Origin of the sequence: Arthrobacter globiformis NBRC 12137, from assembly GCF_000238915.1 — a bacterium.
GTDB classification, from domain to species: Bacteria; Actinomycetota; Actinomycetes; order Actinomycetales; family Micrococcaceae; genus Arthrobacter; species Arthrobacter globiformis.
In genome coordinates this window covers 1-14,975 of sequence record NZ_BAEG01000054.1, presented here as the reverse complement: position 1 = coordinate 14,975, position 14,975 = coordinate 1, and the positions used below count along the sequence as shown (strand labels likewise).

Annotated in this window: 9 protein-coding genes; 3 read left to right on the top strand and 6 right to left on the bottom strand. The window is 68.1% G+C overall.

Annotated elements, in window-relative coordinates:
* Positions 1-3,750: a transcription-repair coupling factor gene (mfd, locus tag ARGLB_RS10230; RefSeq protein ID WP_003801917.1), complete on the bottom strand. Its 3,750-nt coding sequence runs from the start codon at positions 3,748-3,750 to the stop codon at positions 1-3.
* 312 nt (positions 3,751-4,062) lie between these two features.
* Here mfd and ARGLB_RS10225 point away from each other — a divergent pair, with 312 nt between their 5' ends.
* From ARGLB_RS10225 to ARGLB_RS10215, 3 genes are read left to right on the top strand one after another with little or no spacing between them, the layout of a single operon-like run.
* A complete protein-coding gene (locus ARGLB_RS10225) occupies positions 4,063-5,592 on the top strand; it encodes an SDR family oxidoreductase (RefSeq protein WP_050934332.1) in 1,530 nt (509 codons plus the stop codon).
* A gap of 47 nt (positions 5,593-5,639) precedes the next feature.
* Positions 5,640-6,137 (top strand): DUF2505 domain-containing protein, encoded by a 498-nt coding sequence (locus tag ARGLB_RS10220; protein ID WP_003801913.1) that lies wholly within the window; start codon positions 5,640-5,642, stop codon positions 6,135-6,137.
* Between the two features lie 4 nt (positions 6,138-6,141).
* Positions 6,142-6,363, top strand: a complete 222-nt coding sequence (locus ARGLB_RS10215) for an SCO4848 family membrane protein (protein WP_003801911.1) — start codon at positions 6,142-6,144, stop codon at positions 6,361-6,363.
* Positions 6,364-6,568: 205 nt separating this feature from the next.
* On the opposite strand, the gene sufU is transcribed toward ARGLB_RS10215, so the two are convergent.
* From sufU to pth, 5 genes are all read right to left on the bottom strand, one after another.
* Positions 6,569-7,018: a Fe-S cluster assembly sulfur transfer protein SufU gene (sufU, locus tag ARGLB_RS10210; RefSeq protein ID WP_003801910.1), complete on the bottom strand. Its 450-nt coding sequence runs from the start codon at positions 7,016-7,018 to the stop codon at positions 6,569-6,571.
* 31 nt (positions 7,019-7,049) lie between these two features.
* Positions 7,050-8,375, bottom strand: a complete 1,326-nt coding sequence (locus ARGLB_RS10205) for a SufS family cysteine desulfurase (RefSeq protein ID WP_003801908.1) — start codon at positions 8,373-8,375, stop codon at positions 7,050-7,052.
* 514 nt (positions 8,376-8,889) lie between these two features.
* Positions 8,890-11,655, bottom strand: coding sequence for a LuxR family transcriptional regulator (locus ARGLB_RS10200; RefSeq protein WP_003801906.1), 2,766 nt, complete (start codon positions 11,653-11,655; stop codon positions 8,890-8,892).
* On the bottom strand, positions 11,633-14,371 hold the full coding sequence (locus tag ARGLB_RS10195; RefSeq protein WP_003801904.1) for a helix-turn-helix transcriptional regulator: 2,739 nt from the start codon (positions 14,369-14,371) through the stop codon (positions 11,633-11,635). The genes ARGLB_RS10200 and ARGLB_RS10195 overlap by 23 nt, the downstream gene beginning before the upstream one ends.
* Positions 14,372-14,545: 174 nt before the next feature.
* Positions 14,546-14,975: aminoacyl-tRNA hydrolase (gene pth, locus ARGLB_RS10190; protein ID WP_003801902.1), on the bottom strand; the 430-nt coding region annotated here is incomplete at its 5' end.

Sequence of the window (14,975 nt, the reverse complement as noted above, 5' to 3'; positions counted from 1 at the left end):
CTAGCCCTTGGTGGCTTCGAGCGGGACGGGGGCGTCGGCGAAGATGTTGCGGATGACGCCGTCGGCCCATTCCAGGATTTCGGCGTCCTGCAGGTCGCGGCCGCCGATCCTTGCCGTTTTCGGCTTGGGGATGAGCACGGCGTCGAGGGCGGGCTTGGACTGCGCGCCCGGGTACATGCGGTTGAGCCGCATGGTCTTCGATTCGGGCAGCTGGGCCGGGGAGAACCGGATAAAGTTTCCCTGCAGGGCGACGTCGGAGAGCCCGGCTTCGCGGGCACCCACCCGGAAGCGCGCGACGGCGACCAGGTTCTGGGCGGGCAGCGGCGGCTCACCGTAGCGGTCCACGAGCTCGGCGACGACCTCGTCGATCGCCTCGTTCGTGACGGCGGACGCCAGCTTCCGGTAGGCCTCCAGCCGCAGCCGTTCGCCCGGGACGTAGTCGTGTGGCAGGTGCGCGTTGACCGGCAGCTCGATCTTCATCTCGGCGGCCTTCTCCTCGGCTTCACCGCGGTATTCGGCCACGGCTTCGCCCACCAGCCGGATGTAGAGGTCGAAGCCGACGCCCTGGATGTGGCCCGACTGTTCACCGCCCAGCAGGTTGCCGGCGCCGCGGATTTCCAGGTCCTTCATGGCCAGCTGCATGCCCGCGCCGAGCTCGTTGTGGGTGGCCACGGCCTTGAGCCGTTCCAGCGCCACCTCGCCGAGCGGCTTCTCGGAGGGGTAAAGGAAGTAGGCGTAGGCCCGTTCGCGTCCGCGGCCCACGCGCCCGCGCAGCTGGTGGAGCTGCGACAGGCCGTACTTGTCCGCGCCGTCCACGATCAGGGTGTTGGCGTTGGAGATGTCCAGGCCGGTTTCGATGATCGTGGTGCACACCAGGACGTCGAAGCGCTTCTCCCAGAAGTCCACGATGATCTGCTCCAGCCGGCTCTCGGACATCTTGCCGTGCGCCACCTCAACCCTGGCTTCGGGGACGAGTTCGCGGATTTTGGCTGCGGTCTTTTCGATCGTGGACACGCGGTTGTGGACGAAGAACACCTGGCCCTCGCGCATCAGCTCACGGCGGATGGCGGCGGAGGTCTGCTTGTCCGTGTACGGCCCCACATAGGTGAGCACGGGATGGCGCTCCTCCGGCGGGGTGGCCAGGGTGGACGTTTCGCGGATGCCGGTCAGCGACATTTCGAGCGTACGCGGGATGGGGGTGGCGCTCATGGCCAGGACGTCCACGTTGGTGCGCATCTTCTTCAGCGCTTCCTTGTGTTCGACGCCGAAGCGCTGCTCCTCGTCCACGATCACCAGGCCCAGGTCCTTGAACTCAAAGTCCTTGGACAGCAGCCGGTGCGTGCCGATCACCACGTCCACGGAGCCGTTCTTCACGCCCTCGGCGGTTTCCTTGGCCTCCTTGGACGCCTGGAACCTGGACAGCGGCTTCACGCGCAGCGGGAACCCGGAGAACCGCTCAGTGAACGTCTCGTAGTGCTGCTGCGCGAGGAGGGTGGTGGGCACCAGCACCGCCACCTGTTTGCCGTCCTGCACGGCCTTGAAGGCGGCGCGGACGGCGATCTCGGTCTTGCCGTAGCCGACGTCGCCGGAGACCAGCCGGTCCATGGGGATCTCCCGCTCCATGTCGGCCTTGACCTCGTTGATGGTGGTGAGCTGGTCCGGGGTCTCCACGTACGGGAAGGCCTCCTCCAGCTCGCGCTGCCACGGCGTGTCCGGGGCGAAGGCATGGCCGCGCGACGCCATCCGGGCCGAGTAAAGCCGGATGAGCTCGCCGGCGATTTCCTTGACCGCCCGGCGCGCCTTGGACTTGGTGCTGGCCCAGTCCGCCCCGCCCATCTTGCTGAGCACGGGGGTGTCGCCGCCGACGTAGCGGGTCACCTGGTCCAGCTGGTCGGTGGGCACAAACAGCCGGTCCCCCGGAGCTCCGCGCTTCGACGGCGCGTATTCCAGCACCAGGTACTCGCGCACGCCGTCCCCGCCGCCGGCGACCTTGCGCTGGATGAGCTCCACGAACCGGCCGATGCCGTGCTGCTCGTGCACCACATGGTCCCCGGCCACCAGCTGCAGCGGATCCACGGCGTTCCGCCGCTTGGAGGGCATGCGGCGCATGTCCTTCGTCGAGCCTGCGGAGGTGCGGCCGAGCAGGTCGGCCTCGGTCAGGAGACCGAGTTTCAGTCCGTCCAGGACAAAACCGCGTCCGACGACGGCGGTCGTCACCTCGATGATCCCCGCCTGGGGTTCGTGGTCCAGTGTGTCCACCCGGGCGCAGGGGATGTCGGCGTCGTGGAACAGTTCGGCCAGGCGCTGCGCCGGGCCCGGGCCTTCGGTGGCCACCACGATCCGCCACTGGTCCCGCACGTGCGAGCCGATGAAGTCCATCATCTCCGCCACGTCGCCCTGGTAACCGCGCGGTTCACGGGCGTGGAGGTTGAGCACGTCGATGTCCGGTGTCAGTTCCTCGTCCGTGGCCAGCGACGTGATGGACCACCAGGACACCTCGTTCCCGAGGGCCGCGGAGCGGGTCTCGGCGAGCGAGCGGAAACTGGCGGAGTGCAGGGCCGCCGACGCCTGCGAGCTCAGATCCAGCGGCGCGGTTCCGCCGTCGGAGGCCGTGGACCACGCGGCTTCCAGGAACTCCTCGTTGGTGGCCGCGAGGTCGTGCGCGCGGGTGCGGACCTTCTCCGGTTCGATGACCACCGAGATGGAACCCGCGGGCAGCTGTTCCATGAACGGGACCATGGCGTCCACGAGGACGGGCGCCAACGATTCCATGCCTTCCACGGCAATGCCGCCAGCGATCTTCTCCAGCATGTCGGCAGCCGCGGGAAGCTGGGACTTCAGCGTCGCTGCCCGGGACATCACCGAGGGCGTGATAAGGATTTCGCGGCAGGGCGGGGCATGGAGTTCGGTGGGGTGATGCAGGCCGGGCGAGGACAGCGAGCGCTGGTCGGCGACGGCGAACCAGCGCATCTGGTCCACCTCATCGCCGAAGAACTCCACCCGGATGGGATGGTCCTCGGTGGGCGGGAAAACGTCCAGCATGCCGCCGCGGACAGCGAACTCGCCACGGCGGGTCACCATGTCCACACGGGCGTAGGCGGCGTCTGCAAGGTTCTTGACGACACTGCTGAAGGGCGCCTCCTGGCCGACCTTCAGCGTCACCGGAACCAGGTCCCCCAGGCCGGCCACGATCGGCTGGAGCACGGCACGTACGGGGGCCACCACCACCCGGAGGGGTCCCGCTGCGTTTTCCGGGTGCGCTGCGTTTTCCCCATGGGCAGCGTCTCCCGGATGGGCTGAGTCTTCGGGGTGAGCAAGGCGCCGCAGGACCGACAGCCGGCGGCCCACCGTATCCGAGCGCGGGGAAAGCCGCTCGTGCGGGAGGGTTTCCCAGCTGGGGAACTCAGCCACGGCGTTGGCGGGCAAATAGGCGCGGAGCGCGGCGCCAAGATCCTCGGCCTCGCGCCCCGTAGCGGTGACGGCCAGGACAACACCCGGTGCGGCGTGGTCAGCGGCGGAGCCCCCGTTTCCCGCAGCATTCAGCAGGCCGTCCGCCATCTCCGCCAGGAGAACGGGCCGCAGGCCTGCCGGGGCGCTGATCTGGTAGTCCTCGCTGCGGACGCTGAAGCTCCTCCCCGCCTCGGACTGCACGCGGGCGAACGTCCTGTCCGCATGGAGGACACGGCGCAGGCCGTTGAGGGGCAAGCCATTGGCGGGCTGGCCTTTGGGGCTCTGGCCTTTGGAGCTCATGGGCAGGATCTCCTGGAATCTCAATCGAACGCAGGCAACACGAAAAGCCGAGATTCTTGCGAATGCCGGGGCCTCCAGCCTACCCCTGAGGGCACACCGGCGGCATCCGGGTCCGTGTGCCGCATTGCTAAGCTTGCTGAGCAGGTGAAGTTCGGCACAGCCCGAAGATCAGCTAAGCCAGCAGATCAGCACAGCCATACCGCCGCCCCCAAGGAGACTCCCGTGAGCGACCAGACCGGAAATGACAGCAGCGGAAGTGACAGCAGCACCGGCGGCACGGCAGGCGGCGGCAGCACCCCCGACGCCGGCGCCGTGGACGCCCGGACGGTGCTCGTTACGGGCGCCACAGGGTACATCGGCGGGCGGCTGGTCCCCCGGCTGCTGGACGCCGGCCACCGCGTCAAGGTGCTCGTAAGGTCCCCGGAGAAAATCACCGGCGTGCCGTGGTTCGACGACGTGGAGGTGGTCCGCAGCAGCCTCGACGACTCCTCGGCACTGGAGGAAGCCCTGCAGGGGGTCGACGTCCTCTATTACCTGGTCCATTCCATGGCAGCAGGCTCCGGTTTCGAAGCCAAGGAAAAGGCCATGGCCCAGCTTGTGGCCGGTGCCGCCGCGGCTGCCTCCGTCCGGCGGATCGTCTATTTGGGCGGCCTGCACCCGCGCAACACGGCACTGTCAACGCATATGCGCTCCCGCGAGGCGGTGGGCGAGGTATTTCTTTCCGGCCCGGTCGACGCCATCGTGTTCCAGGCCGGGGTGGTGATCGGTTCCGGCTCGGCGTCGTTCGAAATGATCCGCCACCTCGCCGAAACCCTGCCCCTCATGCCGGCACCCAGCTGGGTCCGAAACCGGATCGAAGCCATCGCCGTCCGGGACGTGCTCTACTACCTCGTCGGAGCCGCCGCACTGACGGAACCCCTCAACCGCACCTTCGACATCGGCTCCCGGGACGTCCTGACGTACGCCGGCATGATGAAGGAGTACGCAGCCGAGGCGGGCCTGCCCCCGCGGCCGGTCCTGGCACTGCCGGTGCCGGCACCCAGGCTGGCCGGATTGTGGGTTGCCCTGGTGACCCCGATTCCGCTGTCCATGTCCGTGCCGTTGGTCCAGTCCCTGCAGCACGACGCGGTCTCGGCCGAACACGACATCGACACCTACATCAAACAGCCCGACGGCGGCCTGACCGGCTACCGCAGGGCCGTGGCCCTGGCGCTCGGCAAGGAACGCGACGGCCAGGTGGAAACCATCTGGGCTAACGCCGGCGCCGATGCCGACCCACTGCCGAGCGACCCCGGCTGGGCCGGGCACAGGGTGTACGTCGACGAGCGGACCTTCGCCAGCGACGTGGACCCGTCGCACGTGTGGACCATCATCGAGGGGATCGGCGGCCGCAACGGCTGGTACTCGCTCCCCCTGGCCTGGAGCGTCCGCGGCTGGCTGGACAAGCTCTCAGGCGGGGCCGGCCTGCTCCGCGGACGGCGGCATCCGCACCATCTGGTGGCCGGTGAAGTGGTGGACTGGTGGCGTGTGGAACGGATCGAGCGCGGCCGCCTGCTGCGGCTACGGGCCGAAATGCGGGCCCCCGGACGCGCCTGGCTGGAGCTCTGCGTGGAGCCTGACGGCACCGGAAGCCGTTACAGCCAGCGGGCGATTTTCTTCCCCAAGGGACTCAGCGGGCGGCTCTACTGGCTGGCCGTCCTTCCGTTCCACAGCATCATCTTCCCGGCCATGTCCCGCAACATTACCGCGGCGGCCCGGAGGCTGGCGGCCGAGGAGAAATCCGGCGTCGCAGAGCAGGGTGCCGGAGGTCCCGGTGCCGGGGAAGCACGGCCAACCCCGTAGGATGTGGTGAGCAAAAAGCGTTCTGACCCCACAACGACGGAGGATCAATGGCACTGAGTGCATCCACCACCCTTCCCCACGGCGTCGACAGCGTCACCGCAGTCTTCGCGAACGAGGACTTCCAGCGCCACACCAGCGAATACGTCGGCGGCACCCTCGAGTCCTTCACCGTGGCGGGCGACATCGCCGGAGAGTTCAGCACCACGTCTGTGCGCACCCTCCCCACGACGCGTCTGCCGGAAATCGCCCGCAAGTTCGTCGGCGAGAGCCTCAAGGTGACCCAGGTGGAAAACTGGGACGCGCCGGCAGCCGACGGTTCGCGCCAGAGCACCATCTCGCTCAAGATCGCCGGCGCGCCGATCGACGTATCGGCGGTCCAGCGTCTCGTGGCGGACGCGGGCAGCACGCGGGTTGAACTCGAAGGCAACGTCACGTCCTCCGTGCCGTTCCTGGGCGGCAAGATCGCCGACGCCGCCGAGCCCATGGTGGGCAAGGCGCTGAACATCCAGTCGCAGCAGGCCCAGGCCTGGCTCGAAAGCCACTAGTCCGGTGGACGTCCCTGCCTTCCTTGCCCTGGTCCTGGTTGTTTCGGGCGTGTGGTCCCTGGTGGTGTGGCCGCAATTCCTGCGCCGCGTCATGAAGGACCCGCGGGCACGGGACGCCGCCGGCAAGGCCACGAAGTTCCTCACCGTCCACGTGGTCCTGGTGACGGTATCCATGGTGTTGGGTGCCGCCACAGCCGCCATTGGAATCGCGGCGCTCGTCAGCTGAACGGCGCCGGCTAACCGGTTCCGGAGAAGGTCCGCTGGCTGATCTGGTCGAAACCCAGGGTTTCGACCACCACCAGCGGGCCTTCGCCAGCCGGATAGGCTGGGGGCGCGTGGTGCGCCGGGAGGTCTGGCCGGCGCAAAAGGCAGCACCGCCGGGTCCGGGCAGGACGGTTAAACGTCCGGGCAGGACGGTTAAAGAGGTGCGGTCAGGCTGCCTGGTTCAGCGCGTCCTCGGCCGCAACCCAGGAAATCATGGCGCACTTTACCCTCGCCGCGTAGCGGGCCACGCCCTCGAAGGCGGCGGCATCGCCCAGGATTTCCGGGTCGGCAGGGATTTTCCCGCGGGAGCGCAGGACCTCGCGGAAGTTCCCGATCACCGAGCGGAGTTCGTCCACTGTCATGCCCTCGGCCAGCTCGCTCAGCACGGAGGCCGAGGCCATGGAGATCGAGCAGCCGGCCCCGTCCCACGCCAGCTGCGTGACCGTGCCGTGGTCAACGGCCACGCGCAGGGTGACCTCGTCGCCGCACACGGGGTTGAGCTGGTGTGACTGCCCCGTGGACGCGCCGTCCGGGGCAGCCGTTTCTGCCAATCCGCTGCCATGCCGGGCCTTGGAGTGGTCCAGGATGATCTGCTGGTAAAGCTGGTCGAGGCTCATGGTGAGGTACCTGTCGTCGGGGGTCCGGGCCCTAGGCCCGGAAGTAGGCGCGGACGCCGGACACGGCGTCCAGGAATTCGTCCACGTCGTCGGTGGTGTTGTACAAGTAGGCGCTGGCCCGGGTGGTGGCCGTCAGGCCCAGGCGCCGGTGCAGCGGCTGCGCGCAGTGATGGCCCACGCGGACCGCGATGCCCCGCGCGTCAAGGAACTGGCCGACGTCGTGCGCGTGGACACCGGCAACGTCAAAGGCCGCCAGGCCGATGCGGTCCTGGCCTGCGGCCGGTCCCAGCACGCGGATTCCGTCGATGGCTTCCAGGCCTGCCACCATGCGCTGGCCGAGCCCGGACTCCCAGCGGTGCACCCTGTCGATGCCGGTTTCCGTCAGATAGTTGACCGCCGCGGCAAGGGCCACTGCCTGGGAAATTTTCTGGGTCCCGGCCTCGAACCGCTGCGGCGCGGGGAGGTACTCTGCGCGTTCCATGGTCACGGTGGTGATCATGGAACCGCCGGTCTGGACCGGCGGGAGCACGTCCAGGAGCTCCTGCTTGCCGTACAGCACTCCGACGCCGGTGGGTCCCAGCATCTTGTGGCCGGAAAACACGGCGAAGTCGACATCCAGCTGCTTGACGTCCAGGGCAAGGTGCGGCGCCGACTGGCACGCATCCAGCACTACGAGGGCGCCTGCCCGCCGGGCGAGGGTCACAAGGTCGCTGACCGGGTTGATGGTGCCCAGCACGTTCGAGGCGTGGGTGAACGCCAGCAGCCTGGTGCGCTCCCCCACGATTTCCGCTGCCTCATCCATCCGCAGCACCCCGGCGTCGTCCAGCGGGATGTGCCGCAGCGTGGCACCGGTCCGGTAGGCCAGTTCCTGCCAGGGAATCAGGTTGGCGTGGTGCTCCATTTCGGTGACGACGATTTCATCGCCCGGCCCGAGGGCCAGGTCCCGCAGCCTGGCGTCGCCGCGTCCCTGGGCTGCCCACAGGGCAGCGTTCGACAGCGCGTAGCTGATGACGTTGAGGCCCTCGGTGGCGTTGGAGGTCCAGACGATCTCCTCATAGGCGGCCCCGACAAAGTCGGCGACGGTCTGCCGGGCGTCCTCGAACACCTCGGTGGCCTCGACGGCAAGGTGGTGGGCGCCGCGGTGCACGGCAGCGTTCCGCTGCTCGTAGAATTCCTGTTCCGCCTCGATCACGCTCAGCGGATTCTGCGACGTGGCACCCGAATCCAGATAGATGAGCGGGCGGCCGTTGACCGTCTGGTTCAGCACGGGAAAGTCGTTGCGGATCCGCAGGACCTCGGCATTGTCCATCGCAGAAAGGGCACGCGTCAGCGTGGTTGGCGTTGATACTACGGCCAATGGGACTCCTTGGGTGCCTTGAGGTACCTCTCAATTGTCCCACAGCACCTTTGCCGGCAGCACGGGCCGGCGATGCACTCCCGGAGCCCATACACACTAAGGGCGGCCCTCGTCTGTGCGGGCCGCTCCCTGCGATGCCGATGCTCCGGCGTACTACTCGACTGTTAGTTATAAGGACCGGCGACGGCTGGGGGGAGAGCCTCGGTCTCAGAAGGCTCTGACGTCGCCGGCCCCGCCTTACCCGGACCCGAGGGACCGGAAATCTGGTGCGAGACCTGGAAAATCTGGTGGCAGCTTCGGGGGGAGATCAGCCCTGCTTCCGCTGCCACTATTAGTTAATCGCGTACCGGCGCCCGCGGCACCAGTATCATGTACTCGTTTTTCTGAGTACTTAACTACTGGTTCCCGCAGGTAGCGATGTCCGCCGCGGAACCGCGCGGAATTTGCCCGGCGGGCCAAAAAACATCTTTGGGGAAAGCGCTACTTCTTCGGAGGCGCCACTTCTTGGGAAGGGCTACTTCTTCGGGAGGGCGAGCGCGAGCTCGTCGCGCCGGCGGACGCCGAGCTTGACGTAGCTGCGGTACAGGTGCCCCTCGACGGTCCGCACGGACACCATCAGCTGCTGGGCGATCTCGCGGTCGGAGAGGCCCTGCACGGCCAGCTCCACGATGTCCCGCTCGCGGCGGGTCAGGTGGACACTGGGGACGGAGGCAACGAACGGGCTCTCCCGGAACCGCTCGCCCAGCTCCTGATCGCATTTCTCCCGGTGCGCGATCGCCTGGCGGGCGCGTCGCCGCTCCCCTGCCTCGTCCAGCAGGGCACCGGCCCTGGCGTACGCCTCGCGCGCCAGGTTCAGCAGGCCCGCCTCCTCCAGGGCTGCGGCCGTGTCCATCAGGACATCGGCGTTTTCCGAGGCCCAGGCCTGGGCCAGCTGCCGCCAGCCGGCAGCCCACCGGCCCTCAACGGTAGCGGCGAGTGCGGCGAGTTCCTGCGCCAGCGACCGCTCACCAAGATCGGAGCAAAGGATGAGGCACTCCATCCTGGTTCCTGGATGGCCCGTAACGGACTCGGACCCCGCAAGCTCACGGAGCCTGTCCAGCCCGCTGCCCTTTCGGTCAAGGTATTCGGCCGCGGCGGCCGCATAAGCTTCCGCAACTGCGTCGCAGCCAGGTCCGCTGGCGTGCCTGGCCGAAATAAAGTCCTGTTCGAGCCGCTTCGCCTGTGCGGTGTCGCCCAGGCGTGCTGCCGCGTAGAAGGCAAGCGACGAGCCGAACCTGAATTCCTGCAGCGGGTCATTGACCCGGAGCGCCTCGACCGCGGGCAGGAGGACCTGGTAGGCGCGTTCCAGCTGCCCCTGCCGCAACAGCCCAAGGCCCCGCAGCGCCTGGATACCGCCACCGAAGGTCGAAGCTCCCTCGGTGCGCTCAGCCGGGTATCCGGACAGTTCATGTTCGGCCGACTCCCAGTTGCCGGCAGCGAGGGTGCTGAGCGCCAGCCGGGTCAGGACGAACTCGTTGAAGAAGTAGAGGCCGCCACTGAGCGCGGGCAGGAAGGGGCCGGCGGCGGCCGCGGCGGCGTGGGCCTGGTGCGACCGGCCGGCGGCAACCAGCGCCTGGGCAAGCAGGGCCTGCGCCACGGCGTGCTGTGTTGCTTCGACGCTCGACGCATTGTCGGGCTCCGTGGTTCCCAGCTCCGCGATGACCCCCATGATGCTTTCATGGTCGCCGGCGGCGGCCATCTCCAGCAGGCCAAGGATCCTGTCCTGCCAGGCGTCGGCCGGCTCGATCCCGGCTTCCTCGAGCAGACGGCGCGATTCAGCCCTGAGCACGGGCACGGATTTTCCCAGCGCCAGGTGGGATGACGCCCTGAGCATGAGCACCTGCGGAGCCTCCGGGCGGTCCGCCAAGTCCAGCCAGCAGCTGTCAAGGAGTTCGGCGGCCTCGCGGTACTTGCCCTCGTTAAAATGGGCCCTTGCGGTGATTGAGAGCGCAAGGGGCTGCAGCTCCGGGGCCTGCACGTGTCCGGCCATGAGGCGCGCGCCGGCGTTGTTGAAGGTGGTCGCAGCCAATAATCCTGCATCCAGCAGGTCCTGGTCTGACACCTCCAGGCCGCATTCCAGCGACCATTCGACCAGACGCAGCCTGCCCTCGGCGCTTGCGGCCGCGGCGTCCAGGTGGGCGTCAAGCTTCTGCCGCAGCTGCAGGCTCCGCGAGACCGAAACATGTTGCCGCATCGATTCGCCCAGGATGGCATGCGTGAGCCGCAGCTCGGAGTGCGGCGCTGCCGACTCGCTCACCACCTGGTTGTCCAGCAGGGAACGCACGACGCCGGCACCGCAGACGTCCTCGATCAGGCCGCGGGATACCGGCTCCGCCAGGGCGATCACCTTAAGCGCGTCCTGTTCCTCCGGCGTCCGCCGGAGGAGATCCTTGACCACGAGGTCCGACAGCCTGGGCCCGTCTGCTGGCAGGGGGCCGAGCAGCACCCAGATCCCGTTCCGCTGGACCAACGTTCGGGAAGCTGTTGCGTCGCCCAGCAGGCAGTCGAGGAGCAGGGGGTTGCCGCCCGAGGCGGACCACAGCGACTGGACGGTGCTGACGGGAACGGTCCCCTGGAGGGTGTGTTCCACCACCTCCCTGACCTGCTCGCCGTTGAGCGGCCGGAGATCGATGCGTTCTGCCAGACCGTCATACCAGAGCTGGTTCAGGGCCTGGGGCAGGCCGGGCCGCGGCCGCCCGGCTGCCAGCACTGTCGCCCAGCCGGCCGAGGTCATGTCCACCACCATGCTGGCCGTGGCCTCATCGAGGTGGTGCGCATCGTCCACCACCAGGAGCACGGGGGTTTCGCTGCCGCCCTTCAGGTCGTTGCTTCCCCTTAGCTCCTGGAAGTGGGCCCACACGGCCCGCAGCACCGCCACCGGCGAGTCCGCTTCCTCGGGGGCGAGGCCCGAGGTGTAGGGCGCCAGCACGCCGTAGGGGACCTTGGCCAGCGAGGCGCTGCCGTGGACGCGGAGCACCGTCATCTCTTCCGACAGCTTCTCCCGCACGGCGTCCGTAACAGATGTCTTGCCGACCCCGGGGCCCGCCATCAGGTAGACCGCCTGGCTGGCTCGGCTCCGGATGACCGTGCAGACATGCTCTATGGCTTCGCGGCGGCCGGTGAGCTGCCGGCGTTCGGAGTCAGCCTTGGCACCGCGGCCATTGGACGCGGCGCCGTGGGACGAGGTGTTGCCCGAAGCGCTGTTTGCTGGGGAGCTGTTAGACGAGGCCAGGCAGATCACCCCTGGAAGTCACGCCGAGCTTGGTGAAGACCTGGTACAGGTGGCCCTCCACGGTTCGGACCGATACGCCCATCTCCAGGGCGATGTCCCGGTTGGATACGCCCCTTCCGGCCAGCCGGGAGATCTGGCGTTCACGCGCGGTCAGGAGCGGGCTTCCGCTGCTGGGAACGATCGGCAGGCTGGGCACCGTGGCGGTGAGGCTGTCCAGCCGGGCCTGGGCAACACGGGCGGAGGCGGAATCGCCGGAATGGCGGGCAAAGTCGACGGCGAGCGCAACGCACCGCGCTTCCACGGCGTCGAGCTCCAGTTCGGCACACAGGTGCGCGCCTTCCAAGAGAACCTTGGCGTCCTTGGTGCGCGTGCCCACGGCGATGAGGCGCGAGATCTCGGCGAGGGTCCCCTGCCGGTGGCCCGCCACCTCCTCCATCAGGCGGAAGTCCTCATCGGTTCCGTTCACGGTGGCGCCGAGCAGGCTGATCCCGGCCAGGGTGAAGCGGCCGGCATCGATGTCGCGGTGTGCTGCCTTGAGCAGACGCTTCACGGCATCGGTGTCCCCCAACCAGCGCCCGGCCATGTCCGCACAGAACTCGGTGACGAACAGGGTGCCGAAGTTGCAGTGCCCGCGCACTCCGCGGAGCTTATCGAGGTACTTGTGCGCCTGCCCGGCATTGCCGATCTGGGCGTAGGCGAAGGCCGTGGCAGCGTAGGCGGCCTGCAGCATGTTCAGGACAGGGCGGAGCTCCAACTGGGCGACCGCGGACAGCAGCGAATCCAGGGCTACCGCGCCACGTCCGGAGAATACGTACGCGATTCCGGTGGCAAGTTCCGTGGCAGACGTGCGGTAGGCCAGCCTGCGTTCTTCCTGCCCCTGGGGCGGGCCGACGAGTTCCAGGCACCGTTTCCACTGCCCGGCCTGCAGCAGCACGTTGAACGCCGTCATCGCGAACCGTTCGCGCAGGCCGGTCAGCGGCCCAGCATCCGAGATCTGGCCGCCGACGCGCCGCATCAGCTGGAGGGCGTCCATTTCCCGGCCGACCGCCGACAGGGCGTGCATCAGGATCAGGGCCGCCTGGATCCGCAGGCCGGGATCCTTGTTGACCGCGGGGTCGGAGGCTTCCTCCAACTCGGTGATCATGGAGGCGTAGTCGCCGATGAAGGACTTGTATTCAAATTCGGCCAGGGTGATGACGTTGGCCGCGACACCCACGGGTTCAGGCCAGTTGGCTGCCACTCCGCCGGCGACGCCGAGCCTCTCCCGGGCGGCCGCCAGCTCGTCCGGCACGTTGTCACAGAGCTCCGGCAGCCAGACCATTACCCGCGTTTTGGCTGCCACCACGCGGGCGAAGGCCTGCTCGCCGAGCCCGTTCAGCTGTGCCTGGGAGATGTCCTCCAGCGCGGCCATTGCCTGCAGCGGCAGGTCGAGCAGCAGGTACGCCGTTGCCTTGTACAGCTGCGCTTCAACCCAGACGTCGTCGGTCCTCTTGATGCCTTCAACGCAGGAGATCGCGAACCGCGGGTCAAAGAGCTGCACGGCCGCCTCCGCCGCGGCCACCGCCATGGCAGGGCTGAGTTCGGCCTGGCACTCCTTGGTCCAGGCGGCGAACTCGATCCGTTCCTCCAGGGTCAGGGCGGACAGCTCGGGTTCGTGGCCGCGCAGCAGCTGGGTCCGCAGTTCACGACGGCGGGAGATGCTGAGCCAGGAGCGCACCACGTCCCCAAGGTACTGTTCCCGCAGCGAGACCCAGCGGTCCCCGGTGTCGGCCACGGTCAGCAGCCCGGCGTCCTCCATGTCGGCCACGGTGGCTGTGCCGTAGATTTCGGTCAGCCTGGCCAGCGGGACACGCCGTGCACACGCCAGCATCTCGATGATCTCGCGGGTTTCCGGCTCTTCCCGGGTCCAGCGGGACCGGACAATGTCATCCAGCCCGGTGGCGCCGTCGAGCACCACCCTGTCCCGCAAAGTCCAGACGGAATCGGACAGGACGAGGTTTCCCGACTGCTGCTGCTCCGTGACGAGTGCCTTGAGCAGGAGCGGATTGCCGCCCACGATGGCGTGGTAGGTGCTCACCAGCGAAGCCGAGACCCGGTGGCCCAGCAGCGTCAGCAGCACCTGCCGGGTCTGCAGTTCGTTGAGGTTGTCCAGCCGGACTTCCGTCAGCCGCCTGTCGGTGAGCAGCCAGTGGAAGTCCGCCGGCAGATCGCTGGTGCTGGGCGCGATGGCGATGACGCGGGCGGTGTGCGTCAGCATGATGTTCAGGATGACACCGGCGCTCATGTCGTCGATCTGGCCGGTGGTGTCCAGGGTGATGACGCACTCGCGGCCGGCGGCGTCGGACCGGATCAGGGAGGTGATGCCCTGGAGGATGGCAGTCGGGGAGGCCAGCGCGGACTGCGGAAGCCTGGCCAGGAGGAAGGCGAGGCAGCCGTAGGAGGTTTGGGAGCCTGACAGGGGGCTGCGCAGTTGCAGTGGCCAGACGTCGGGACCGAGTTCGGCCACGGCGGTGCGGGCGAGCGAGGATTTCCCCACACCGCGGGCACCGGTGATGACTACGCCCAGGGACTCGGGATCTGTCAGCGCAGTGCGGATGGCTTCAAGGTCTGCGCTGCGCGCCGGAACCGACCATCGTTGGAGGTCCGTTCCGCCCGCGACGCCCACCGGTCCCGCCAGCACGCCCGCCGTAGACCCACGTCCCCAGCTCAGTGGCTCAATTGACATGAACTTTTCCTTACATCCCGCCCGGCAGGATAAAGGCTCCATCGCCTCCCCCGCTTAGAAAGTAGACTACCCCGTTACTTTGCAGGGATATAGGGCACTGCGTTCACATTTCGCAGACCTTGATGCGACCTTGAGGTTCGCGCGGCGGGGAGGGGGAAGGCGTGACCGGCTGTGCTACACCTTGGCGGTGTGGAACTGCTGCTGCGCGGCCGTCAGGCCCTCCCTGACCAGGAGCTCGACGGCGTCGGCGGCGTCATCGAGCAGGAAGGGCAGTTCCTTCCTTTCGGCGGTGCCGAAGTCCCGCAGCACGTAGTCGGCGGTGTCCATCCGGCCCGGTGGCCGGCCGACTCCCACCCGGACGCGGAGGTAATCCTTGGTGGCGAGGGCCTTGGAGATGTCCCGGAGGCCGTTGTGCCCTCCCTCACCGCCGCCGATCTTCAGCTTCACAGTATTAAAGGGAATGTCGATCTCGTCATGGACGGCCACCACGCGGGAGGGCTCGACGTCGTAAAACCTGGCGAGCGCCGACACCGGACCGCCGGAGACGTTCATGTAGGTACCGGGCTTGGCCAGCACCACGCGGGGGCCGCCGATCCCCAGCCGG